The organism is Serratia sp. G204Y (assembly GCF_051172435.1).
GTDB lineage: Bacteria > Pseudomonadota > Gammaproteobacteria > Enterobacterales > Enterobacteriaceae > Serratia > Serratia sarumanii.
Map to the genome: position 1 here is coordinate 43,219 of NZ_JBPIZA010000004.1, position 26,290 is coordinate 69,508.

At 59.4% G+C, this 26,290-nt stretch carries 14 protein-coding genes; 8 read left to right on the forward strand and 6 right to left on the reverse strand.

Annotation, left to right across the window (positions count from 1 at the left end):
* Positions 1-2 precede the first annotated feature (2 nt).
* Positions 3-5,975, reverse strand: a complete 5,973-nt coding sequence (locus tag ACSBQQ_RS18565; protein ID WP_060428940.1) for a DUF637 domain-containing protein — start codon at positions 5,973-5,975, stop codon at positions 3-5.
* Positions 5,976-6,035: 60 nt separating this feature from the next.
* Positions 6,036-7,703, reverse strand: a complete 1,668-nt coding sequence (locus tag ACSBQQ_RS18570; RefSeq protein ID WP_033648823.1) for a ShlB/FhaC/HecB family hemolysin secretion/activation protein — start codon at positions 7,701-7,703, stop codon at positions 6,036-6,038.
* Positions 7,704-8,078: 375 nt separating this feature from the next.
* On the opposite strand from ACSBQQ_RS18570, the gene ACSBQQ_RS18575 reads away from it, so the two are divergent.
* Complete coding sequence (locus ACSBQQ_RS18575; protein ID WP_033635522.1) at positions 8,079-9,533, forward strand: SIR2 family protein; 1,455 nt, start codon at positions 8,079-8,081, stop codon at positions 9,531-9,533.
* On the forward strand, positions 9,530-10,021 hold the full coding sequence (locus ACSBQQ_RS18580) for a TIR domain-containing protein (protein WP_033648824.1): 492 nt from the start codon (positions 9,530-9,532) through the stop codon (positions 10,019-10,021). Before ACSBQQ_RS18575 ends, ACSBQQ_RS18580 begins: the two co-directional genes overlap by 4 nt.
* A gap of 69 nt (positions 10,022-10,090) precedes the next feature.
* Here ACSBQQ_RS18580 and pstB read toward each other — a convergent pair whose 3' ends face one another.
* Genes pstB through ACSBQQ_RS18595 form a run of 3 tightly spaced genes read right to left on the reverse strand, consistent with a single transcriptional unit; the run spans position 10,091 to position 14,749 of the window.
* Positions 10,091-10,903 carry a phosphate ABC transporter ATP-binding protein PstB gene (pstB, locus tag ACSBQQ_RS18585; RefSeq protein ID WP_019452422.1) on the reverse strand — a complete coding sequence of 271 codons (813 nt, stop codon included), beginning with the start codon at positions 10,901-10,903 and terminating at the stop codon, positions 10,091-10,093.
* A 28-nt stretch (positions 10,904-10,931) separates the two neighbouring features.
* Positions 10,932-12,581 carry a phosphate ABC transporter permease PstA gene (gene pstA / locus ACSBQQ_RS18590; RefSeq protein ID WP_033648825.1) on the reverse strand — a complete coding sequence of 550 codons (1,650 nt, stop codon included), beginning with the start codon at positions 12,579-12,581 and terminating at the stop codon, positions 10,932-10,934.
* Complete coding sequence (locus ACSBQQ_RS18595) at positions 12,578-14,749, reverse strand: ABC transporter permease subunit (RefSeq protein WP_033648826.1); 2,172 nt, start codon at positions 14,747-14,749, stop codon at positions 12,578-12,580. The genes pstA and ACSBQQ_RS18595 overlap by 4 nt, the downstream gene beginning before the upstream one ends.
* A 396-nt stretch (positions 14,750-15,145) precedes the next feature.
* Between ACSBQQ_RS18595 and ppk1 the strand changes: the two genes are divergently transcribed.
* From ppk1 to ACSBQQ_RS18625, 6 genes are all read left to right on the forward strand, one after another.
* Positions 15,146-17,209, forward strand: coding sequence for a polyphosphate kinase 1 (gene ppk1 / locus ACSBQQ_RS18600; RefSeq protein WP_033648827.1), 2,064 nt, complete (start codon positions 15,146-15,148; stop codon positions 17,207-17,209).
* A gap of 10 nt (positions 17,210-17,219) precedes the next feature.
* Positions 17,220-18,770, forward strand: coding sequence for an exopolyphosphatase (ppx, locus tag ACSBQQ_RS18605; protein ID WP_033635528.1), 1,551 nt, complete (start codon positions 17,220-17,222; stop codon positions 18,768-18,770).
* A 181-nt stretch (positions 18,771-18,951) separates the two neighbouring features.
* Positions 18,952-19,134 carry a YfgG family protein gene (locus ACSBQQ_RS18610; RefSeq protein ID WP_004941600.1) on the forward strand — a complete coding sequence of 61 codons (183 nt, stop codon included), beginning with the start codon at positions 18,952-18,954 and terminating at the stop codon, positions 19,132-19,134.
* Between the two features lie 103 nt (positions 19,135-19,237).
* Entirely contained in the window at positions 19,238-20,671 is a 1,434-nt protein-coding gene (gene mgtE / locus ACSBQQ_RS18615) for a magnesium transporter (protein WP_033635529.1), read from the forward strand.
* 185 nt (positions 20,672-20,856) lie between these two features.
* Positions 20,857-24,183 (forward strand): diguanylate cyclase, encoded by a 3,327-nt coding sequence (locus tag ACSBQQ_RS18620; protein ID WP_060428942.1) that lies wholly within the window; start codon positions 20,857-20,859, stop codon positions 24,181-24,183.
* Positions 24,184-24,374: 191 nt separating this feature from the next.
* Positions 24,375-24,728: a DNA-binding protein gene (locus ACSBQQ_RS18625; protein WP_049213360.1), complete on the forward strand. Its 354-nt coding sequence runs from the start codon at positions 24,375-24,377 to the stop codon at positions 24,726-24,728.
* 9 nt (positions 24,729-24,737) lie between these two features.
* Here ACSBQQ_RS18625 and alkA read toward each other — a convergent pair whose 3' ends face one another.
* Complete coding sequence (gene alkA / locus ACSBQQ_RS18630) at positions 24,738-26,228, reverse strand: DNA-3-methyladenine glycosylase 2 (RefSeq protein WP_049213358.1); 1,491 nt, start codon at positions 26,226-26,228, stop codon at positions 24,738-24,740.
* Positions 26,229-26,290: the final 62 nt, after the last annotated feature.

A 26,290-nucleotide genomic window follows, 5' to 3' on the forward strand; every position in this document is an offset into this window, starting at 1 on the left:
ACCTATCTAAACTTGATTTCAAACTTGTTATCGGAGAGATTCGATACTTTGTTTATATCTTTATTCCCAATAATATCAATCGTCCACCGAGCTTTCGACTCTTGTGCACTTGTAGAATAGTTCCTAAGGTTTATTATTTTCCCTTCAAACTTTGCATAGTACACAATACCTTTCGCGTTTCTCACCTCGTTGAGAGGGAGACCTCCAGCAAGTGATTGCGCATAATCATAGATATCCTTATCGCTAAGTGATTCAGAAGCAAAAACTTTTGTTGTTCCTTTTCTATTACTCCCTCCATCGCCTAAAACTTGAGCTACAGACTTACCAAAAACAGTTACATTACCATCTGGCTGCGTTTTGTCGAAAAGTTTAACCAACTGATTAGTGTTAACCTTCTGTATTTCCCGCAAATAATCTGCCGTTTTAGTCGACAAATTCGCCCCGGCTGCTGTTTCTCCTTTGATAAAATCGGCAACCGGCTGAGTGTTGAGCGTTTTTGTTTTGTATAATTCATCGGAAGCGTTCACCAGCTGTCGGCTCAACTTCCTCACGCTGTCTTCAGTCTTACCCAAAATCAATGTGCTGCCGGTCGTTATGGCGCCAGTACCAATAATCGCCTCTGGAGCCACAATGTCTGCCGCATAAATACCGGCTTGGTTCAGGCAAAGCGCGGGGTTGGTTTTGCAACCGGCAATCGCCAATCGTGCCGCCAGAACCAATTCTGGCGCAGCTCCCACCAGCGTCATTCCCCCCGCAGTAAGTACCAGACCGCCACCACCGACGGTCGCCACTATTGCGGCAGCTTCTCGGCGAGCCACAACACGTTTTGCCGCAGCAACATCACCTTTATCAGCGGCCAAAATGTCTTTCTGATTATCCAGCGCATACTGCATCAACATATGTTCGGTCATGTTGTAGCGATAAACCGACTGCGCGCTGTCCGCAGCACTGTAGGCGCCTTCCGGCGTATGCGTTGTCAACGCCCCGGTCAAAGCCCCGATCACTCGTGCCGTTTGCTCTTTTACTTCATTGCCGTTTAGCGCTTCCTGCAAACGGTAGAGCTGGCGTTCCTTTTCGTTGAGATTGGCCGGTTCGAACAGCGTGCTCTGCATCACGACGCCGGCCAGCTCCGCCGCCAGCGCCCCGGCAGCAGCCCCTTTACCGTCGCCGCGCCCGATTTCCGCGGCGATGCCCGCCACAACCGCATGGCTGACTGACTTCCCGGCCGCACCCAGAACGTCGCCGTTATCCCCGATCAGATTGGCGCCCTCGGCCTGAACCTGGCTGCCGATGTTCGCCAGCAGCGCATTGGTCAGGTTGTCCTTGAAGCTGCCGCCGTTGATGGCGGTATTCAGGCTGGAGCTGATGACCGATTGCCCGGCCACCCGCTGCGCCACCTTGCTCCAGTCGCCGTTGCTCAGCTGCGGCAGTTTGACGTTGTTTGGATTGAGCGGTTTGCCCGCCGCGTCCTTGCTCCAGCCCATCGCGCTGTCGAAACCGTTGAGCGCGCCACCGATCGCCATCGCCGTGGCGGTCGCCTTGACGTTCTCATTGCTACCCAGCGCCTGCAGGGTTTTCGACAGGTTGCCCTGGTTCTCCACCAACGCCACCGCCGCCTGGGAGGCCAGCGAAGACATCCCGGCGGTGACCGCACCGCTGGTTACCGCCCCGCCGCCCACGGCGCCGGAAACGCTGGAGGCCGCCGTGGCCGCCAGTGAACTGCCTGCGGTCACCGCCGCCGCCGCGATGGCGATCACCGCCGCCACCGCCGGGTTCAGGTGCTGGCTCTTGTAATCCCAGCTGTCGTAAGCGTCTTTGACCTTGCTCCACTGCACGTCGTTGCGCTTGTTCAGATCTTTGACCCAGGTGGTGCCCGGCGTATTGCCCAGCGCGTCGATGGCGCTTTGCAACGCCTGGCCGTTTTTCACCTTCACATCGGCGCTGACGCCCTTGGCGGCCTCTACGGTCAAGGCGCCACCGGTATGAATGCTCGGCAGCACCCACTTATTGTCTTCGTACCCTTTATTGGCCTGCTTGATAAAGAAGCCTTTCGAATTGCTGACGGTCTGTTCGAAAGAGGTGTTTTTCACCGCGCGGAAGTTAACCTGGCCACGGGAGCTGGTCAGGCGTGCGTTTTGCCCGGCGGCGATTTTGCTGGCTTCATAGGTGCTGTCGTCGCGGCTCATCAGCGTGATATTGCCGGCGGCGGTAAACTCGGTAACCTTGTTGGTCACGTCATGGCGGGTCTGCTTAACCTCGGTTTTCTTGCCCCACCATTTGCGCTTGGTTTCCTTTTTCTCGAAGTGGCTGGACTCTTCCATCGCCTGGGCGTAGAGATAGCCGCCCTTGGCGGCGATATCCATATTGCCGACACGCATGGCCTCTGCCTGGTTGTGGGCATCGACCTGGGCTTTCAGCCTTGTTTCTTCCGCATGTTTAGCTTGGGCTTCCTGTCGGACGCTAACTAATTTCCTATTTGCGTTTACCTTTTCACTATCAACAGAATTCAACGCTTGTTGGGCGGCGTGTATCTCATTCTTTTTTTTGATTATGCGTTGACGCAAATTTTCATATTCATCTATCGTCTTTTTTCGAATTGCCAGCGCAATCTCATAACCATCACCGGATGTTTCCGCAGGATCGACACCATAAGGGAATGGGTCAAATGCCTTCCCTCCCTCATTAAGCAATCTATCCAGATCTGAACGGGTTTTTATTTCAATATTCCCCATATCGAGGTGATAAGTCCCCGTACCCGGTATCATTACAGAACTACTGTGCTTGTATGAAATAGGATACTGAGCAGGATTATCGAGTAACAAACCTTCAGGCGTATTTCTAACGTTGTTCAGTACATTCTGTTTTTGATTAACATTTTGCTCTGCATTTCTAACCGCCTGCTCCGCCGCCGCTATCCGGCTTCCCCAATCCGTCACCGCCACCGACGGTTTCCAGTTCGCCCCTAATCCTTTAACCACCAGTTTGGTCGCCTGGAACAGAATGCTGCCGCCGGAAATCACCGTCATCAGGCCGCCGGCATTCAGCTCGGTGCCCTGCTGAGTGCGAGTTTCGGTGAACTCGTTGCCGCCCTCGCGGTAAGTGTGATTTTGCACCGCCTCGAAACGCATATCGCCGCCGGAGGTCAGCGTCATGTTGGCGCCGGAGGTCAGCCTGGCGCCGTAAGTCAGCAGTTGGTTATTCGCCGACGCGGTCAGGTTTTTACCCGCGCTGAGGGCTGTGACCACATGGCGGTCGTCTTTGTTGTTGTCGTTGGCGGCATCAATGGCGGAATAGGCCAGGTTCGACAACCATAGATTCTGCCCGGCCAGCAGCGTGATATTGCCGTTAGCGGAGAGCGCGCCGCCCTGGGTGCCGATGTCGCGGGCCGAGTTAATCAGCAAATTGCCGCCGGCGTGTACCCGGCTGCCCAGTTCAGGCGTGCGGGACACAGGGAAAAGCGCATTGAATCGACCGTCAAGTTCACGGTAGTTAAGATCGGCGTTATGGGCGGCTAACAGCGTAACGTCCTTATCCGCATTAATCTTGGCGCCGCGGAGCGCCAGATAGCCACCGCTATTGAGCAGAACCGAACCCGTTGCCCTCATTTGGCCACTGGCCAACAGCTGGTTGAAGTATTCCTGCCGTTTAGCCGGAGAAACCGGCCCCCCCAATAGCGACCCCTCCAACAACGCGCTGTTTTTTACGATTGCAATGCTGCCGTTAGCCGTCATGGCGATATTGCGACTTTGCGGCGCCAGCAGCGTATTCAGCAACGTAATGGTACTGCCAGCCGTGAGAGACAGATCGCGTGAAGCCTCAAGGCTGCCCAACCAACGCGAACCGTCAGGGCGGAAGTAGTGAGGTTTCTCGCTGGAATGTATCTTTATCTCACCGTTTTTGGCGTTTAGCGTGACGTCCTGCCCTTTCAGCTCACTTTGCCAGGCGTCGATGGCGTTGACCGCCGTCAGAGACAGCTCTTTTCCGGCGGCCAAAATGCCTTGCCCAAGAACAATCCGATCTTCGGCAATCGCGGTGATATTGCCGTCGGCACGAATCGCATCAGTACCGACGATGTTTTTGGCATGCAGCAGAACATTCCGTGCCTTTAGCGACTCTGGCCTGCCGGAGGTGACCACTTCATTCAGCTGATTTTCATGAGGCGTCGGCGTACTGATCTCTATCTTATTTTTAAAATCCGCAGTGAGATTATTGCCGGCGGTAATCGATGATTTTTGCTGCCCCTTTGCTCGCCAGACGACAAGTTCCTGCTGCTTGGTATAAGGCGCTTTTTCCGTGACATACAGCAGATCCCAATCTCCGGGAGGCGCATCTTCGTCACGGGCAAACGCCCCAACGCCAAACGTGTTCGTTCCCAGACGCCAGTACCGATCTTTCTGGCCGAGTTGAATGCTCTTTACGGTAAAATCGTTCCCCGTCAGGATCAGATCTTTGGCCGCGCTGATATTCGACTGATCGTTCCATAACGTTGTCGCGTTGATATAAGCGTTGTTGCCTGAATTTATCACCCCCGGCGCCTGCGATTTCACCAGAAGATACTCGTCTTTCCCCACATTAACCTTGTCGCCTTTCGACAGGTTGATTTCGCCAAACCAACTGCCGATGCCAAAGTCCTTCAGTTCAGGCTCCAGCAGCACAATAGCGTCAACACCTTGCCGTGAGTCGTAATAACTTCCTACCAAGGATTTATTGAACGCTTTAGAGTTAGCGGGAGTATTTTTCCAAACGGCTTGAACCTCTTGCCTGACATTGTTCAAATTCTCCGTGCGTATAACCAAGTCACCGCTGTTGGTCTGAATGCGTGCAGAGCGGTTTTCTATCTGTTTGGCTTTATTCCCCTGAGCGTCTTTCTGAATCCAGAGATTATTGTTGCTATGCAATGCGGTGTTGTCGCCATCACGTAGTGCCACATTGCGTACCGTATCGGCAAACACCCGCATATCGCGATGCGCCGTAACATTGCCGTTGTTATTGAGCGTATCGGCAGCCATTGTCACGTCACGTTCACCGCGCACCTTAACGCCCGATGAGATATGAATTTCCCTGGCGCTGGCGTTCAAGTCTGTCGCTGCCTGTGTATTGCCCAACTCAATCCGCCCGCTAACGCTCAGCGTAATATCCCGCTGTTTGCTGGTGAGGTCTTTCAGGTTCACCCCTACCCCATCCTCATTGGCCACCAGGCGGATTTTGTTGGCGTACATGCCGCCCAGTGCCTTGGTGTCCACCGCCAACACTGGTTTGGCGCCTTCGCCAGCGATCGGCTTGATGGTGCCGTCTTTAAAACTGATGCGGTTAGCGCCCTGGGTCAGCGACAGGTTTTGCGCGTTGATTTTGCCGTTCAGCTCGGTGGCGCGGCTGATGATGTCAACATAGTCGGCGCTGCTGCCGTCCAGCCCTTTACCGCCGATGGTGACGCCGCCTTTTTTCACCTCCAGCGCCTCCAGCGCGCCCTGCTTGTCGAACTGCGGTTTGCCGGTGGTTAACGTCACGCCCGGCGCGTTGATAAAGCCGCAGCCGTTGCAGGTGATGCCATTCGGGTTGGCGATCATCACGTTGGCTTTGTTGCCGAACACCTCGAGCTTGCCCTGCAGCTCGGAACGACTGCCTCCGGTGACTTCGTTGATGATAAGTTCTGCTGGCTTCCCTTTCAGATTCGGGTTGCCCTTTGCATTCTCAATAGTCACGCCCAGTTGGGTCTTGCCACCCTGGATGGCATTATTCAGCACCGCACCGGGCGTACCGACGTTAAAATCCTTGTAGGTATTGTGTGAAATCCCCGCGCCGTTCGGCGTGGCGATATTCACCACCGGTACGTTGCCCGGCTTGATAACCACCTGCGTATTGCCGTTAGCGGCGGTAATGCCGGCGGCGAACGCCGGGTGCAACGGCTGGAAAGCCGTCAGGTAGATCAGCAAATAGCTGGCGCCCCGCGCCAAAGGGGAAGTGGACTTATCCATATTCATTCCTTCGAAAGGATGTTGTTTTGAACGCCGAGGCGCTCCTGCTGTGTGCTGGCGTTATAACGTGACGGTGGCTTGCCAGTAGGCCACCCAACGATCCGGTTGCAGGCTGCCTGGGTGCGTCAGCGATTTACCGACGGTGACCGCCTGATTGAACCAGCGGCCGTTTAACGTCGCGCTCAGCGCCGCGCCGGCGACGCTGCCGCCGTCTATCAGACCGGCGCGCCCCTGCAACCAACCGGCGTCTAACGCGCCGGTGAAAGAAAGCTCTCCCAGCCCCGGCAACGTCTGCCATTGCCAGTTGAGTTCATTGCGCCAGTAGGCGCCGCGATTTCCGGTCAGGTACTGCTCTTTAAAGCCACGCACCGAGTATTGCCCGCCAATGGAAATGCGCTCGCCGGCATACAGGTTGTCTGCGCTGGTTTGCCCATAGGCCGAGGTCAGGTAATAGAGAGAGGGGGCGAGCGGATAAAAGTAGCTGGCGCTGAGGCCAAGCTTGCGGAACTCGCTGCGCGGCGCCCCGTCGCGCTCAGGATCGTCGGCGGTGGCGCCCAGCATGCGCAGCCCGCGGCTTACCGTCGGGTTCAGCGTCATATAGCCGCCGCCCGCAGCCGCACTGTAATTGAGGCCCAGGCTGGCGACGCTGAGCGTCGGGCTGCTGACGCCCAACCGTTCCCCCGCCAGCTTATTTTCCGTGGTACGCCGCGCCAGCCCGATATCGACGGCCAGCTTGCGTTTGCCATCCCGCAGCAACGTGCGGTTGGCGCCCAGACGCTGGGTCTGGTTGTTGCCCTGATAGCGGTAAGCCGCGCCGTTGAACGGCACCCGCTGGAAAAAATCGTTCCAGGCGTACTGGTAACTGAACAGCCAATAGCCGTAGGGTAAGGTGACGCCGCCGTTCAGGCTGCGGCTGCGGTAATGCGGGCTGAAATCGTTATTGCGCGCTGCGGAAAGCGACCATTGATCGGCGAGGCGCAGCGGGTTATCCAGCGTGAAGGCGGCGTTCATCTGCCCGGTGCCGGTGCTTTTCTGGCCGCTGTTGTCGGCGCCGAAAGAGAAAGAGACCGGCGCACGCCGGGCGCCACGCAACAAAACCACGTTGGAAAAGCCGGGTTGTTCGCCGGGTTGAATATCGATAGCCACCTGTTGCGATGGCAGGCGGTTGAGCTGCTCCATGCCCTGCTCAATATCGCGCAGATTCAATACGTCGCCAACCAGGCCGGGAAACGCCATTTTCAGCGCCAGCGTCTGCTCGCCGTTCTGCGTGATGGACTCGATTCGCCCTTCGCTGGCGCTCACGGTCAACACGCCGCGGGAAATATCCTGCTCCTGCAGCCAGGCCTGCGAGGTGACATAGCCGCGTTGCAGATAAGCATTGGTGGTTTCGCGCACCAGACGGTTGATGTGATCCAGCGTCAGGCAGCGCCCCTGATACGGGCGCGCCAGGCTTTCTTTTACCGACCAGGAAAGATGTTCGGCGCCCTGAAAAACGATTTGCCGCACCGGTTGGCAAACCGCCCCTGCGGCGGCCGACACAGGCAGCGGCAAGGCCGGCAACTCAACGTTATTTTGCAGCGCCTCGCGCTGTTGTTGCGCCTGTTCCAGCAACGTTTTCTGCTGTTGGGTAATGCTGTCGCGGTCAGCAGGGCTGGCGATCTCCGCACACCACGCCGGAGCGCAGAACGCCAAGAGTGCAGGCCAAATCCCGGGCTTCCATGCACACATTTAAACACATCCATTTACGTTAGTTTACATAGATTATCGAAGTATATACATTTTACGCCGGCGATCAATGATAATGAGAATTGTTTTTGTTTGATCAGGTTCACAACGTGGTAAACATCAGGAATATATTTTGTCGAGCTTGCCGCCACATTTCCTGATGGCGGATATTATTAACACATGAATTAAAAACCCAAATAATTACCAATAATAAATTCAAGAGTTAAATAACACGCACAATATCGCTAAAAATAAAAAATAAAGTTTACAAAATTAACCCGCCGTCTTACCGTGATATTTTGTTTAATGCAATTATTCATGAAAGCCATAATTTACAACTAACCAATCAAGAACCTCGAACAATATCAGGATTTCCTAATGCCAGAACGTGATATAGAACTGTTTATTCGTGATTACGTTAATGATATCAAAGCCGGCAGCGCCGCGCTATTTGCCGGTGCCGGGCTGTCCATACCCGCCGGTTTCGTCAGCTGGAAAGAGCTTATCGGTGATATCGCTTATGAATTGGGGCTGGATATAGAAAAAGAAAGCGACCTTATTTCTCTGGCTCAATATCATCTCAATGAAAAAGGCAACCGGCATAAGATAAATCAAAAAATAATTACAGAATTCGCTGAGCAAGCGGAAGAAACTGAAAATCATCGGATCATTGCCAGATTGCCGATAGCGTCACTCTGGACAACCAACTACGACGATCTGATTGAAAAAACCTATGCCCGTTATAATCGCGTCTGCGACGTTAAAACCACGCCGGAAAGTCTGACCAACAATATTCACAAGCGCGATGTTGTCTTATATAAAATGCATGGTGATTATAGAACACCCAACCAGGCGATTATCACCCGCGAACAATACGAAACTTACTCCCGTACACACCTTCCTTTTATCAACATGCTGATGGCGGAGTTGACCGCCAAAACCTTCCTGTTTATCGGTTTCAGCTTTGAAGACCCCAACCTGCAATACGTATTGAGTCGCCTTTACGCGCAGTACGGCGAAGGGAAAAGAAACCACTACTGCATCATGCGGCGCGTTCAGCCTGGCGACAGCGGCAGCGAGGATCAGGCGTCTTATGATTACAACAGCCGAAAACAAAGCCTGATGATCAACGATCTGCGCCGTTACGGCATTCAAACGCTACTGGTGGAGGACTATCGGCAAATCACCGACCTGCTATATGCCATCGAAACGCAATTCAAGAAAAGCACGGTGTTTATCTCCGGCAGCGCCGACAACTACCACCCCTATGCCCGTGAAGAGTCCATCCAGTTCATACACCGCCTGGCGCGCCTGCTTATCCGCAAACAGTACCGCATCGTCAACGGCTTCGGTTGGGGCGTGGGCACGGCGGTGATCAACGGCGCATTGGAAGCCATTTACGCCAGCGGGGGGAAAATCAGCGAAAGCCAGCTGGTGCTGCGCCCTTTCCCCCAATTCGCCAGCGGGGGCATTACGCTGCCGGCACTTTGGCACGAGTACCGCCAGAACATGATTTCGCTCAGCGGCATCGCGGTCTTTTTGTTCGGCAACAAGCGTAACGCCGAAGGCGAATGCGTGCTGGCCGACGGTTTATTGAAAGAGTTCCACATCGCTGCGGAACAAGGCTGCGTCTGCATTCCTATCGGTTGTACCGGCGGCGCATCCGCCGAGATCTACCGAAAAATCAAGGAGGAGATGAAAGACACCCTCTATCACCGCCATCCCGTCGCCATGAACCTGCTGGATCAACTTAACGAGCCGGGCAGCCTGGCGGAGAAGAAAACATGCCTGTTGGCACTTATCGATATCATTACTAAGGATAATCCTCGATGACCAGAAAATGTTTTTACAGTTTCCATTATGAGCCGGACAACTGGCGCGCTTCTCAGATACGCGAAATGGGCTCGCTGGAAGGTAACCGGCCGGCCACGGATAACGATTGGGAGGAAGTGAAAAAAGGGGGTGACGACGCCATCGCCGCTTGGATCAAAGGCCAGTTGGACAATCGGAGCTGCGCCGTGATTCTCGCGGGTAAAGATACCGCCAATCGCAAGTGGATCAACTTCGAAATCTGCGAAGCCTGGAAGAAAGGCATGGGCGTGCTGGTGGTGTATATCCATAACCTGAAAGACAGCGCCGGCGAACAAGCCCGAAAAGGCAACAACCCGTTGGATCATATCAAGCTGGGCGACACAAAACTCTCCGCTATCGCCAAAGCCTATGATCCGCCTTATTTGACCAGCACCAATGTCTATAATCACATCAAGGAAAATCTGGCGGAGTGGGTAGAAGAAGCGATCCGCATTCGCGAAAATTACTGACGGCCGCCCTAAAGACGAAAGGCTGCATTATCCCGCAGCCTTTCGTTCGCTAGGGGTGCAGCACGTCGCTCACCCATACCGCCCGGTAATATAATCCTCGGTGCGGCGCTGGCGCGGCGAGGTGAAGATGGCATCGGTGTCGTTGTACTCCACCAGCCGCCCCTGATGAATAAAGGCGGTGTAGTCGGAGACGCGCGCTGCCTGCTGCATGTTGTGCGTCACCAGCACCACGCTGTAACGCTGTTTCAGCGCGGAAATCAGCTCTTCGATGGTCAGCGTGGAGATCGGATCCAGCGCCGAGGTCGGCTCGTCGAGCAGCAACACTTCCGGCTCGATGGCGATGGCGCGCGCGATCACCAGGCGCTGCTGCTGGCCGCTGGACAAGCGGAACGCATTTTCACGCAGCCGATCCTTCACCTCATGCCACAGCGCGGCGGCGCGCAGCGAACGCTCCACCGCTTCATCCAGCAAGCGCCGGTCGCGCACGCCCTGCAAGCGCAGGCCGTACACCACGTTTTCATAGATCGATTTCGGGAACGGGTTCGGCCGTTGGAACACCATGCCCACCCGCCGCCGCAGCGCCGCCACGTCGATCTGTGCGCCGGAGATCGCCGCGCCGTTCAGCTGCAGATCGCCCTCGATGCGGCAGTTGTCCACCAGATCGTTCATGCGGTTGAAACAGCGCAGCAGCGTCGATTTGCCGCAGCCCGAAGGGCCGATCAGGGCCGTCACCCGGTGCTTCGGAATGCGCAGCGAAATATCATGCAGCACCTGTTTGTCGCCATAAAACAGGTTCAGTCCGTTGACCGCCAGCGCGGTCTGTTCATCGTCGAGATGCTGGACATCCAGCCGGGGCAAACTGCCTGGCGTCATCAAACCCATTACGCACTCCCCAAAAATAGCGTCATTGTTACTGCGACCATGCTCGGTACCGCTCCCTCAGCGAATGGCGGATACCCATCGCCGCCAGATTCAAACTCACCACGATCGTCACCAGCAGGAAGGCGGTGGCGAACACCAGCGGCCGCGCCGCCTCTACGCTCGGGCTCTGGAATGCCATATCGTAGATCTGGAAGCTCAAATGCATAAACTTCCGCTCCAGGTGCAGATACGGGAAAATCTCGTCCACCGGCAGCACCGGCACCGATTTCACTACCCCCACCAGCATCAGCGGCGCGGTCTCCCCGGCGGCGCGCGCCACCGCCAGAATCAGGCCGGTCATCATCGCCGGCGCCGCCATCGGCAGCACGATGCGCCACAGCGTCTCGGCCCGGCTGGCGCCCAGCGCCATCGAACCCTGCCGCAGCGAGGTGGGAATGCGCGACAGCCCTTCCTCGGTGGCGACGATCACCACCGGCAGCGTCAGCAGCGCCAGCGTCAGCGCCGCCCACAGCACGCCGGGCGTGCCGAAGGTCGGGTTGGGCAAGGATTCAGGATAGAACAGCTGGTCGAGCGTGCCGCCTATCATATAAACGAAAAAGCCGAGGCCGAAGACGCCGTAGACGATCGAGGGCACGCCGGCCAGGTTGACCACCGCGATGCGGATCACCCGCGTCAGCAGATTGTTGCCGGCATACTCGTGCAGATACACCGCCGCGATCACGCCAAACGGCATCACCACGATCGACATCAGGATCACCATCAACACCGTGCCGAAAATGGCCGGGAACACCCCGCCTTCGGTGTTCGCCTCGCGCGGGCTGTCGGTGAGGAACTTCTTCACCTGCTCGCCCCAGTGCGCCAGCTTCTCGCTGGTGTTCATGGCGTTCGGGTACCAGGCATCGCGCACCTGGCTGAGCGGAATGGTCAACGTCTGGCCATGCATATCGCGCAGCAGCAGCGCATCACGTTGGCGATCGCGGTTCAGCCCCGCCAGGCGTTCGGACAGCAGCTGGTATTGCCGCTGCAGCTCCAGCCGCTCGGCCTTGATGGCGTCCTGCGCGCGGGCGTCCAGCTTATCGTCGCGCTGCAGGCGCTTTTCCCGCAGCCGCAGCGCGTCAAACTGCTGATTGATGCGCGCCATATCGCGAAATTGAATGTCGTGCGCCTGGCGCGAGAGCGCGGCGATTTGCGGCAGCCGCTGCTGCAACGCCTGCCCCAGATTGCGGCCGGTCAGCGGTTGCCCGTCCTCCAGCAGCCCCGCCAGATAGCCGTAAGCGGTGCCGTGGCTGTCGCGCTCCAGCACCAGCAGGCTGCGCGGCGTGCTTTGGCTGCCGATGTCGCTGGCCAGCAAGGTGCGGAAATCCTGCCCTTCACGCTCGCGGTTACCGACCTTAATCAGATAGCGTTCGACGCTTTGCGCCTCGCCCGGCGGCGTCACGCCCGCCTCCGTCAGCTGGCGGCGCGAAATGCTTTGCTGCTGGTACAGCTCGCCGATCACCGTCACCGGCCCGGCGCCGTTCTGATTCAGCTCGAACTGATAAACCGGGCTCGGCCAGAAATAACGCATCCCCTGCCCGGCCAGCAGCAACAGAATGCCGATCAGCGCCAACAGGCTGACGGCCACCGAACCGGCGGTCAGCCAAATCCACGGCGATCCGCTCTTCACCCAGTTCTTCATGGCGCCTCCTGATTCGGCGTGTAGCGCTTGCGCAGCCGCAGGCGCACCGCCTCCGCCAGCGTGTTGAACACGAAGGTGAAGATAAACAGCACCAGCGCGGTCAGGAACAGCACGCGGTAATGGCTGCTGCCGGAGACCGCCTCCGGCATCTCGATGGCGATATTGGCCGCCAACGCCCGCAGCCCCTGGAACAGGCTGCCGTCGATAATCGGCGTATTGCCGGTGGCCATCAGCACGATCATGGTTTCCCCCACCGCGCGGCCAAAGCCGATCATCAGCGCGGAGAAAATGCCGGCGCTGGCGGAAGGCAGCACCACCTTGACAACCGTCTGCCATTGGGTGGCGCCCAGCGCCAAAGAGCCCTGGCTCAGGGTGGCCGGCACGCTGAACAGCGCGTCCTCCGCCAGCGAGAAGATGATCGGCACCAGCGCGAAGCCCATCGCCACGCCCACCACCAGCGCATTGCGCTGGTCGTAATTATCCCCCAGCCAGAAATGCAGCGGCTCACCGAACAACGCCACCTCCAGCCGCGGCCCGAGGCTGAGCGCCAGCCACACCGTCAACGCCAGCAGCGGCAACAGCAACAGCAGATCGACACCCGGCCGGCAACGCGGCATAAAGCGATGAGTCAGCGCGCCGCACAGCAGCACCGCCGCCGCCAGCAGCAGCGGCAACGCCAGCACCGCCAACAGGTATTGCTCGATGATCGGCGCCAGCCAAATGCCGGCCACCAGCCCGATCACCACCGTCGGCAACGCGCCCATCACTTCGATAGCCGGTTTGATCACCCGACGCAGCCCCGGCGTCATAAAATAAGCGGTATAGATAGCGCCGGCCAGCGCCAGGGGAATGGCGAACAGCATCGCGTAAGCCGCCGCCTTGAAGGTGCCGAAGATCACCGGCATCAGGCTGAATTTCGGTTGATAACTGTCTTCGCCGGAGGTGGATTGCCAGACGTAGGCCGGCTGCGGGTAGTTCTCATACCACACCTTGCCCCACAGCGAACGCCAGGTGACGTCCGGATACGGGTTGTCGAGCGCATAGCGCTGCCAGCCCTGCGCGCTCTCCAGCAGCAGGCCATCGCCGCGCGGCGCGAACGCTATCTGCTGCACCTCGGCGCCCAAACGGGTATTCAGCAGCGGCTGCGGTTGAATGGTGGAGAACAGCGAGAAGCCGCCATCGGGCCGCAGGGTGGCGAACACCCGGCGGTAAGGCTCGGCCACCGTCAGCTCCTGCCCGTCGGCGCCATGGTCGAAATGCTGCACCGGCGTCAGGCGCCAGCGCTGCTCTTTTTCTACTTCGAACCACTCGCGCAGATTGCCGTCGGCGCCCTTGATCAGCAGCGCGCTGCCGCCGGGCAGCGCCGTCATCTGATACGGGGCATGTTCGCCAAGGGTACGCGTTTCACGCAGCTGCAGCTGCGCGCCGTCGATCTGATAACGCGCCAGCCGGTTGCCCGCCAACAGGTAAAGCTGGCGGCCATCCGGCGTCAGCACCAGTTGCTCAGCATCATGTTCCAGCGGGCGCTCGCTGAACTGCGGCGGCCGGTCGGGGCTGAAACGGCCAAACACCAGGCGCCGATCGTCGGTCACCCCGGCCAGCAGATACTGCCCGCGATGCGCATCCGCCAGCGACAGCAGTTTCAGCGGCTTGCGCTGTGGATCCAGCGCCAACGGCTGCTGCCCGAGCGGGAACAGCCACTGCGGCCGGCCGGTCTCCGCCGTCGCGAAATCCGCGCGCGCCACCACCAAGCGGCCGTCGGCCTGCGCCAGCGCAAACAGATCGCGCTCTCCGGCGGCCTGCGCGAGCAGCGCCGGCTTGGCCAACAGCGTCTGCTGCGCCAGCGGCGCCTGGGGCTGGCCGTTCGGGGTCGGCGTCAGGCGATAAAATTGCCCCGCGCCCTGCGCGTCAATGCGGTAACCGACGCGCTGCTGCACGTCCATGCCCAGCGCCAGCGCCGGGGCCGACGCCGCGATCGGCAACGGCTGCGCCTGCCCAAGCGAGGCCGGTTTGAACAGCGGCAGCACCGCAAACAGCAGATAAACGAAGATCAGCATCAACGTCATCAGCACCATCAGCCCGCTGGCGGTCACTGCCGCCTGCACGCCGCGGTCGATGCGCCCGCGCATGCGATCTCGGGGATGTTGATTGGCCGTCGTCTGTGTCATGTGTCTCGCTGTCGCTGATGTAATCGGGCTTGCGCCGTAAGATAACCGGGCATCTTATGTCAGTTTTATGACGTTTGCATGACAAAGTTACCCAATCTCCACCAAGTCATTTTCACTGCCAACAGGCAATATGGCGCTGATATATTGCTGAAAAATGAACGCAAATACGCTTTATAACGCCAATAATAAGCCTGGAAACCTTAATTTAATGCTGCCCAATCCGGCGGCGCATTGCCCACGTCGCCGAAAATTTATCGGCGCCGAAAAATGCCGCGCGCCAACGCAATGGATATGTTGGACTTTCCTGTCAATCTCTCGCAATAATGATCAAGGACACTAGAGCGGCATCCGGGCGCTGCGTCCCGGATCCTATTCTAAATTTGAACTGGAGTGGCAATGGGTCAGGAAAAGCTCTACATCGAAAAAGAACTAAGCTGGTTATCCTTTAATGAACGCGTGTTGCAGGAAGCCGCAGATAAGAGCAATCCCCTGATTGAACGTATGCGTTTTCTGGGCATTTACTCCAACAACCTCGACGAATTCTATAAAGTCCGCTTCGCCGATCTCAAACGGCGCATCCTGATCAGCGAAGAGCAAGGCTCCGCCGGCGCCTCGCGCCACCTGCTGAAAAAGATCCAGGCCAAGGTGTTGAAAACCGATCAGGAGTTCGACGGCCTGTACAACGATCTGCTGCTGGAAATGGCGCGCAATCAGATCTTCCTGATCAACGAACGCCAGGTGTCCGAGAACCAGCAAATCTGGCTGCGGCAATATTTCAAACAGCATCTGCGCCAGCACATTACGCCGATCCTGATCAATCACGACACCAATCTGGTGCAGTTCCTGAAAGACGATTACACCTATCTGGCGGTGGAGATCATCCGCGGCGCGCGCATCGACTATGCGCTGCTGGAGATCCCGTCCGACAAGGTGCCGCGCTTCGTCAATCTGCCGCCGGAAGCGCCGCGCCGCCGCAAGCCGATGATCCTGCTGGACAACATTCTGCGTTACTGCCTGGACGATATCTTCAAGGGCTTCTTCGACTACGACGCGCTCAACGCCTACTCGATGAAAATGACCCGCGACGCGGAGTACGATCTGGTGACCGAAATGGAATCCAGCCTGCTGGAACTGATGTCCTCCAGCCTGAAACAGCGCCTGACCGCCGAGCCGGTGCGCTTCGTGTATCAGCGCGACATGCCGAACGAAATGGTGGAACTGCTGCGCGGCAAGCTGGGCATCTCCAACTACGATTCGGTGATCGCCGGCGGCCGCTACCACAACTTCAAAGATTTCATCAGCTTCCCGAACGTCGGCAAGGCCAACCTGGTCAACAAGCCGCTGCCGCGCCTGCGCCACATCTGGTTCGACGGTTTCCGCAACGGCTTCGACGCCATTCGCGAAAAAGACGTGCTGCTCTACTATCCGTACCACACCTTCGAGCACGTGCTGGAGCTGCTGCGCCAGGCGTCGTTCGATCCGAGCGTGTTGGCTATCAAGATCAACATCTACCGGGTGGCGAAAGATTCACGCATCATCGAATCGATGATCCACGCCGCGCACAACGGCAAAAAAGTCACTGTGGTGGTCGAGCTGCAGGCGCGCTTCGACGAAGAAGCCAACATTCATTGGGCGAAGCGCCTGACCGAGGCCGGCGTACACGTGATCTTCTCAGCGCCGGGCCTGAAAATCCACGCTAAGCTGTTCCTGATTTCGCGCCGTGAAGGCGATGAAATTGTGCGCTATGCTCATATCGGTACCGGCAACTTTAACGAAAAAACCGCGCGCATCTACACCGACTATTCGCTGTTGACCGCCGACTCACGCATCACCAACGAGGTGCGCCGGGTATTCAACTTTATCGAGAACCCCTACCGGCCGGTCACCTTCGACAACCTGATGGTGTCGCCGCAGAACTCGCGCCTGAAGCTGTATGAGCTGATCGACAACGAAATCGCCAACGCCCAGGCCGGGGAACAGGCCGGCATTATGTTGAAAATAAATAATCTGGTGGATAAAGGGCTGGTAGATCGGTTATATACCGCGTCCGGCGCCGGCGTGAAGATCCGCCTGCTGGTGCGGGGCATGTGTTCCCTGATTCCCAACCTGCCGGGGATCAGCGACAATATTCAGGTGATCAGCATCGTCGATCGCTTTTTAGAGCACGACCGGGTTTACGTTTTCGACAATAAAGGTGACAAACGGGTGTATCTGTCCTCCGCCGACTGGATGACCCGCAACATAGATTACCGTATCGAAGTGGCGGTATCGCTGCTGGATCCGGCGCTGAAACAGCGCGTTCTGGACATTCTGGAGATCCTGTTCAGCGATACGGTCAAGGCCCGTTATGTGGATAAAGAACTGAGCAACCAGTACGTGCCGCGTGGCAACCGCCGCAAAGTGCGTGCCCAGGTGGCTATTTACGAGTATTTAAAAGCTCTGGAACAACCAGGACAGTAGGCCAGCAACTATGCCGCTAAAAAACACTGCAACGAACAAACCGCAGGAAATCGCCGCCATCGACCTCGGGTCGAACAGTTTCCACATGGTGATCGCCCGCGTCGTCAACGGCGCCTTACAGGTATTGGGCCGTTTAAAACAGCGAGTGCATCTCGCCGACGGATTGGACAGCAACAACGTACTCAGTGAAGAGGCGATAGAACGCGGCCTGGCCTGCCTGGCGCTGTTTGCCGAACGGCTGCAGGGCTTCCCGGCGGATAACGTCACCATCGTCGGCACCCATACCCTGCGTCAGGCGGTGAACGCCGAAGTGTTCCTCAAGCGCGCCGCCAAAGTGATCCCCTATCCGATCGAAATCATCGCCGGCCAGGAAGAAGCGCGCCTGATCTTCATGGGCGTGGAGCACACTCAGCCGGAGAAAGGCCGCAAGCTGGTGATCGACATCGGCGGCGGATCCACCGAGCTGGTGATCGGCGAAGACTTCGAGCCGCTGCTGGCGGAAAGCCGCCGCATGGGCTGCGTCAGCTTCGCCCAGCTGTTCTTCCCGGGCGGCGAGATCAGCAAAAACAACTTCCGCCGCGCGCGGCTGGCGGCGGCGCAAAAATTGGAAACGCTGGCCTGGCAGTACCGCATTCAGGGCTGGCAGTACGCGCTGGGCGCCTCGGGCACCATCAAGGCCGCCCACGAAGTGCTGGTGGCGATGGGGGAAAAAGACGGTCTCATCACCCTGGATCGCCTGGAAATGCTCGCCGAACAGGTGCTGCAGTTCAAAAGCTTCAGTTCGCTGAGCCTGCCGGGGCTGTCGGAGGATCGCCAATCGGTGTTCGTGCCGGGGCTGGCTATCCTGTGCGGCGTGTTCGACGCGCTGGCGATCCGCGATCTGCGCCTGTCCGACGGCGCGCTGCGCGAAGGCGTGCTGTATGAAATGGAAGGTCGCTTCCGCCATCAGGACATCCGCAGCCGCACCGCCAAGAGCCTGGCCGATCACTACAACATCGACCGCGAACAGGCCAAGCGGGTGCTGGAAACCACCGAGCTGCTCTACTCGCAGTGGATGGCGCAAAACACCAAGCTGGCGCATCCGCAACTGGAAGCGCTGCTGAAATGGGCCGCCATGCTGCACGAGGTGGGGCTGAGCATCAACCACAGCGGCATGCACCGCCATTCGGCCTACATTCTGCAAAACTCCAACCTGCCTGGCTTCAACCAGGAACAGCAGCTGCTGCTGGCGGCGCTGGTGCGTTTCCACCGCAAAGCGATCAAGCTCGAAGAGCTGCCGCGCCTCAACCTGTTCAAGAAGAAGCACTACCTGCCGCTGATCCAGCTGCTGCGTCTGAGCACCCTGCTCAACAACCAGCGTCAGTCGACCACCACGCCGGAAACGCTGCGCCTGACCACCGACGACAACCACTGGACGCTGCGCTTCCCGGCCGGCTACCTGGCACAAAACAACCTGGTGCAGCTCGATTTCGAGCGCGAACAGGCCTACTGGAACGACGTCGTCGGCTGGAAGCTGCTGATCGAAGAAGAAGGCTCGCAAAACGAACAGCGCTCCGCCTGATCCCCCGCCCCCTGCCAGACAGGGGGTTTTTCTTTCCGCCCTCGCCCCGTCAACCTAAACGAAGCCCTAATACACCGCCCCGCACGCCGGAAAAAAATGGACAACTTTTGTCATCAGCGCCTAAAATCCGCTTACAAATTCTCGAGCGAATAACACAGGACACCGGCATACCGGGTGATATATGCGCAAGAAAACCACCGGACAGATGACGAAGATAGTGTTGTTTATCAGCTTTATCATTTTAGTCGGCCGACTGCTGTACGCCGCCGTGGTGGCGGTGCCTCATCATCAGGAAAAAAAGCAGGCCGCTGCGCAAAACGCCGCCGAAGTCAGCGCGCCGCAACAGGACGCCTCCTCTGAATAACCGCCGCACCCCGGCCGTTTCATAAAAATGACGCCGGCACCCGCTATGCTCTATCTTTTAATGAGCCTGCGTCAGGAACGCCGAGCGCCCGTAAAGGAACACCATGTCAGCCGCAACCCATAACGTCAAAAAAGTCGCTGAATACCGCCAGCGCATTCTCACTCTGCTGTTGAACAATAAGGAGTTGGTCGACGGCATTCTCGGCCGGCCAGGGGATGAACACGCCCTCAGCCAAAGCGAACTGCTGAACCAGACGGCGGAAATCACCGGTCTGTTGGACGATATGCACGCCGCCGACCTGGCGGACCTGCTGGAGGCGCTGCCGCAGGACGAACGTATGGCGCTGTGGCGGCTGGTGGGCAACAGCAAGCGCGGCCAGACGCTGGTGGAGGTCGCCGAACCGGTCTGGGACAGCCTGATCGAGGAAATGAGCGACAAAGACCTGCTCAAAGCGATCAAAACGCTAGACGTCGACGAACAGGCCTACCTGGCGCAATACCTGCCGCGTAACCTGATGGGCCGGTTGCTGACCTCGCTGGAGCCGGAGCAGCGCGCCCAGGTGCGCGAGATGAGCCAGTACGCCAAAGACAGCGTCGGCTGGATGATGGATTTCGAACTGGTGACGGTGCGGCCGGACGTCACGCTCGGCGCGGTGCATCGCTTCTTGCGCATGCGCAAAACCATTCCCGACGCCACCGATAAACTGTTCGTCACCGATCGCAAAAACACCCTGTTGGGCGAGCTGCCACTGACCGCAGTGCTGCTGAACGATCCGGAGATCCCGGTGCGCGAAGTGATGGACAGCGATCCCGCCACCTTTCAGCCCGAAGACAAGGCCGATGAAGCGGCCGGCGCGTTCGAACGTTACGACCTGATCAGCGCCCCGGTGGTTGACGCCAAGGGCAAACTGATGGGCCGCCTGACCATCGAAGAGATCGTCGACGCCGTCAACGAAGAGAGCGACACCAACCTGCGCCGCATGGGCGGTTTGAGCCCGGAAGAAGACGTGTTCGCCCCGGTCAGCAAGGCGGTCAAGACCCGCTGGGCCTGGCTGGCGATCAACCTCTGCACCGCATTCATCGCCTCGCGGGTGATCGGCCTGTTCGAACACACCATTTCCCAGCTGGTGGCGCTGGCGGCGCTGATGCCGATCGTCGCCGGCATCGGCGGCAACACCGGCAACCAGACCATCACCATGATCGTGCGCGCGCTGGCGCTGCACCAGATTGAAGTCGGCAACATCTCGCGCCTGATGCTCAGAGAGCTGGGCGTCGCCATCATCAACGGCGTGGTGTGGGGCGGCATCATGGGCGTCATCACCTGGCTGCTGTACGGCGACGCGGCGATGGGCGGCGTGATGACGCTGGCGATGCTGCTCAATCTGCTGCTGGCGGCGCTGATGGGCGTAGTGATCCCGATGACCATGCTCAAAATGGGCCGCGATCCGGCGGTCGGCTCCAGCGTGCTCATCACCGCGCTGACCGATACCGGCGGCTTTTTCATCTTCCTCGGCCTCGCCACCCTGTTCTTGCTGTAATACGCGAAAAGCCGGCCGCGCGCCGGCTTTTTCGCCATTCTGTCGCCGGGTTTGCGTTAACGCAGTAAAGTCGGCCATCCCGGTAGGTTTTCCTCTCGCGCTGTACTAACCTTTGCCAATAAATCGTCTTAATTCATCCACGTCATGAATCCAATCACTGACAGAGGCCATCGGTAAGGGTGTCTATGGAGATCAGCGCGCCGAACACGTTCGGCACCCACAAAGGCGTCGTGCTGACGCATTCCCTGTTAGTGGCGCTGGCGACGTTTCTGCTCGCCTTGCTGAGCCTGTCGCTGTCCAGCGAAGCCAGCCACTTCACCCCGCTGTGGTTTCCGACCGCCGCCGCGATCGCGGTGCTGTACCGCCACGCCCCGCGCCACTGGGGCCTGCCGCTGTTGGCCAGCGGCCTCGGCATCGTGCTCGCCAGCTTCTTGCTGTTCGGCGTCAGCGCCACGCCCGTCAAGCTGGCCGCCATCAACCTGCTGGAAGCGGCGGTTTGCGCCCTGCTGTTGCGCCGCATGCTAGACCCGTACGATCCGTTGAACGATCTCGCCAGTTGGCTGCGTTTTGTGGTCTGCGCAGTGATTTTTACCCCGCTGTTCAGCGCGCTGCTGGCCGCCGGCCTGGTGCCCGCGCCAGGCCAGCCTTTTTGGCAGCCGTTCGGTACCTGGTTCATTTCCGAAGCGATAGGGGTGCTGTCGCTGGCGCCGATCGGCCTCTCTTATAACCGTCGCACCCTGACGGCGCTGAACCCGTTTCCATTATTGCTGACGCTGATGGTTACGCTGGCTTTCAGCTTTGTGGCGCTGACCTACCTGCCTTTTCCGTTCACGTTCGTGATTTTGCCGCTGCTGTGGGCAGCCATCGCACTGCCGCGTTTTGAGGCGTTCACCGTTTGCTTCTGCACCCTCTTGCTGATCACCGTGATGATTTCGCTGGGGTTGCTGCATTTCCAGGCTTCCGGCAAGCACCTTGGCGATCTCGGTCTGTACTTGCCGATGCTGCTGATTTTAATCCCGGCGCACGCGATGGCGGTGGTGATGCACGCCTTTCGGGTGGAAAAACAGCACATCGTCGAGAGCGAAAGCCGCTTTCGCAGCGCGCTGGAGTATTCCGCCATCGGCATGGCGCTGGTGTCGCCGCAGGGGAAATGGCTGCAGGTCAATCAGGCGCTGTGCGCGCTGCTCGGCTATACGCCTGAGGCGCTGCATAAGCTGACCTTTCAAGAAATTACGCATCCCGACGATCTCACCGCCGATCTCAGCCAGTTGCACGACCTGCTCGATGGCCATATCAGCAGCTACACCATGGAGAAACGCTACATCCGTAGCGACGGCCAGACCGTCTGGGCGCTGCTGGCGGTCTCGCTGGTGCGCGACGCCGAAGGCCTGCCGCTGTATTTCATCTCGCAGGTGGAGGACATCAGCGATTTGAAGCGCAGCCAGGCGGAAAACAACCGGCTGGTGGAGCGCATTACGCTGGCCAATCAGGTGGGCGGCGTCGGCATCTGGGAATGGGTGATGAGCCAGGAAAACTTCACCTGGGATCAGCGCATGTTCGAACTCTACGATCTCAATCCCGACCAAACGCCGACGCTGGCGCTGTGGCGCACCCTGTTGGTGCCGGAAGATCGCGACCGCACCGATCGCGAGCTGGCCGCGCTGTTGGCCGACCCCAAGCCTTTCGTCATGGAATACCGCATCGTGACCCGCCAGGGCAGCGTGCGCCATATTCGCGGCCAGGGCAACGTGATCCTCGACGATCAGGGCCGGCCGCTGCGCATGATCGGCACCAATATCGACATGACCGAGCTCAAGAGCCTCGCCGAAGCGCTGCACGAGGAGAAAGAGCGTTTGCACATCACCCTCGACGCCATCGGCGAAGGGGTGATCTCCACCGACAGCCACCTGCGCATTACCTTTATGAATCCGGTGGCCGAGCAGATGTGCGGCTGGCCGCTCGATCTGGCGATCGGTATGCCCGTCGCCGGCGTGGTGCGCCTGACCAACGGCAAAGACGGCCCGGAAATCGAAAACCTCACGCAATATCCACGGCAGTGGCCGGCGGATTACGCATTGGTGCTGCACAGCCGCGACGGGCGCTATTTCGACGTGCAGCAGTCTGTCTCACCGCTGAAAACCCTCGACGGTGAAACCATGGGCGCGGTGATGGTGCTGCAGGATGTCACCGCCTCGCGCGAACTGATGAAAAAGCTCAGCTACAGCGCCTCGCACGACGCGCTGACCGGCCTGCCGAACCGCGCCAGCTTCGAGAAGCAGCTGAAAGCGGCAATCGTCGCCGGCGGGGAACCGTCACCGCCGCATTCGCTGGTGTTCCTCGATCTGGATCGGTTCAAGGCGGTGAACGACACCGCCGGCCACGCGGCGGGCGACGCCTTGCTGCGGGACATCGCCCAGCTGATGCGGCACCAGCTGCGCAACAGCGACTGCCTGGCCCGGCTGGGCGGCGACGAATTCGGCCTGATCCTGTTCGACTGCCGGCCGGAGCAGGCCAAATCGCTGATGCAACAGGTGGTCAACCAAATCAGCCAGCATCCGTTCTACTGGGAAGGGAAAATTTATCGCGTCGGCGCCAGCGCCGGCATCACGCGCATCGGCGGCGACGCCAAAAGCAGCGAGCTGCTGGCCCAGGCCGACATCGCCTGCTACACCGCCAAGCACCACGGGCGCGGCCAGGTGTATCTGTATGAAGCGCGGCAAAAACAGCTGCTGGAGCGGCAGCATGAATTGCTGAGCCTGCAGGAAGTGCAGACGATCGTCAGCGAGGGGCAGCTGCGGCTGCTGACCCGCGCGGTCGCACCGCCGGCGACGCCGCTGTCGGCCGCGTTCCACCAGGTGAAGCTGCAGGTGATGGTGCCGGACGATCGGCCGCTGCCGCACGAGGCATTCATCGCCGCCGCGCAGCTGTACGGCCTGATGCCGGACATCGACCGCTGGGCGGTGGCGCAGCTGCTGGTGCACTGCGCCGACGACATCAAGCGCAAGGGGCTGTCGCTCGCGTTGCCGCTGGCCACCGACAGCCTGCTGAACACCGACTTCCAGCGCGAGCTGACGGAAAGGGTGCGCGCTTCCTCGCTGCCGCCGCAGGCACTGTTGTTCAGCGTCGATGAGGCCGTGGTGCTGGAACACGCCGCGCAGTGCCGGGCGTGTCTTCGCGAACTGCAGCAGCTGGGCTGCCGGCTGATCGTCAATGGCTTCGGACATAACATCAATGCCTTCGATGAGCTGGGCGATCAGAAAATCGACATCATTCGCGTCGATGAACGCTTTATCACCAACGTGCACTGCAACCAGATGGATGAACTGATGGTCTCGATGCTCAACGGCGCGGCGCATCGGATCAAAGCGCAGACGCTCGCCGGGCCGGCCCACCAACCGGTGACGCTGCAGGCGCTGCGCGATATCGGCGTCGATCTGGCGGATGGCGATCAGGTCGCGCAGGAGCAGCCGCTGGCGGTGTTGCTCAGCGACGGCTACTTCGGCATTCGCTAACCCCTCCCCTCACCGGCGCCGTCTCGCGGGCGGCGCCGCACTCCCGTTATTCACATTGTGTTAACCCATGCGAGATTAGTGATATAAATAACACCTGAAGCTTAAACGATTAAATAAGATGAAACTCCCATGCGAACATCAGCGTATCCGTTGATTTTCCTCGACATGTGATGGCTCAGGGATAAGGGACTATGGAAAAGAAATGGTTTTCCGCCAGGGAACTGATGGGCAAGGCGGGGTTGCCTTCAACCCCGCAAGGGGTCAATTTGATGGCCCGGCGCGAAGGCTGGCTAAGCCGCCGCCGCAGCGGCGTGCAGGGCAAAGCGCTGGAATACCATATCGACAGCCTGCCGTACGGCGCGCGCAGCCTGTCGGCCTTGCACGAGACAGACCCTCCGGGCTACGACGTCAAACGCCAGGATCCGATACGGGTCTGGATCGAGTATTACTATCACCTGACGCCGGCCGAGCGGGAAAAGCTGCTGGCGTTCCTGATGCGCGAGGGCATGAGCCGCCTGCTGCAGCTGATCGAGCCCCCCCGCTAGCCCGAATGCTCAATCCTCCCCTTCCGGCGCCCAGCCGTCGTTGTGCCACAGATGCAGCGTGGCGTAAGAGCGCCACGGGCGCCAACGTTCGGCATAGCGTTCGATCTGGCGCGGCGTCATGCCGGGAAAACGCTGTTTGATCAGGTAGTCGCCGGCCAGGAACACGTCCGGCCAAGACCAGGCGCGCATCGCGATATAGCTGGCGGTCCAGTTGCCGATGCCCGGCAGCGCGGTCAGCGCCCTGATGCCCTGGTCGATATCCAGCACGTTGTCGAGCTGCAGCCGCCCTTCGCCCAGCGCGCGGGCGATCTCGATCAGCGCCGCCGCGCGCTTCAGCTGCACCCCGAGCAGGCGCAGTGCTTCGGGCTGCAGCTGCGCCACCCGTTCGGCGCTGGGGAAAACGTGGGTGATGCCCTCGTGCGGCGCCGCCAGCGGCTCTCCCCAGCGTTCGGCCATCCGCCCGGCGAAGGTCGCCGCCATTTTCACGCTGACCAACTGCCCCAGCACCGCCCGCGCCGCCTGCTCGAAGCTGTTCACGCAGCCCGGCAGGCGCAGCCCCGGCGCATCGGCCGCCAGCGAGCCCAGCGCCTCATTGATGCGATCCGGCGCGGCGTCCAGATCAAACAGCAGGCGCACGCGGCGCAGCACCTCCGTCGTCACCAAACTGAGCGCAGGCGCGATCTCGACCCTGACCCGGTTGCGCGCTTCCTCCGGCTGCACGCTGACCCAGCCGCAATGTTCCGTGCCGCCCTGGTTGACGGCGATCGAACGCAGGTAGCGGCGGCCCTCGACCCGCTCCACGCCCTGCACGGCGCGCGCCTGCAGGAAATTCAGCATGCGATCCCAGTCATAGGGCGGCCGATAGCCCAGATGGAACACCAGCCCGCTGGCGGCGGCCCGCTCACCGCGCGCGCCGCCGCTGCGCAGCGCAGACGGGATCAGGCGATAGCGCGCCTTGAACAGCTCGTTGAAACGCCGCAGGCTGCCGAAACCGGCGGCGAACGCCACCTCGCTGAGCGGCAGATCGGTGTCCGCCAGCAGGCGTTTGGCCTGCAGCAACCGGTGCGACTGCGCGTAATCGATCGGCGAAGCGCCAAACTGTTCGGCGAAGATGCGCCGCAGGTGGCGATCGGAAATGCCGAGCCGCGCCGCCAGCGCTTCGCAGCTGTGTTCGGACAGATAGCCCTGCTCGATGAGCTGCACCGCCACCTGCGCATAGCGGTTGCCCAGATCGATCAGCGCCAGGCCGGGCGCCAGCTCCGGCCGGCATTTAAGGCAGGGGCGAAAGCCCGCCAGCTCGGCCGCCGCCGCGCTCGGATAGAAGGTGCAGTTTTCCAGCTTCGGCGTGCGGGCGCTGCACACCGGGCGGCAATAGATGCCGGTGGAAGAGACGCCGACGAAAAAGCGGCCGTCGAATTTGCGGTCACGCGCGCGCAGCGCGTCGTACAACGCTTGCTGTTGAGTATTCATGGCAACGCTCGGGTTCGGTTTTTTCTGCATTATGGGGCTCGCCTGGCGCGCTGACGTGCGGAATTCGGACATTAAGTTAAGCATGCTGATGC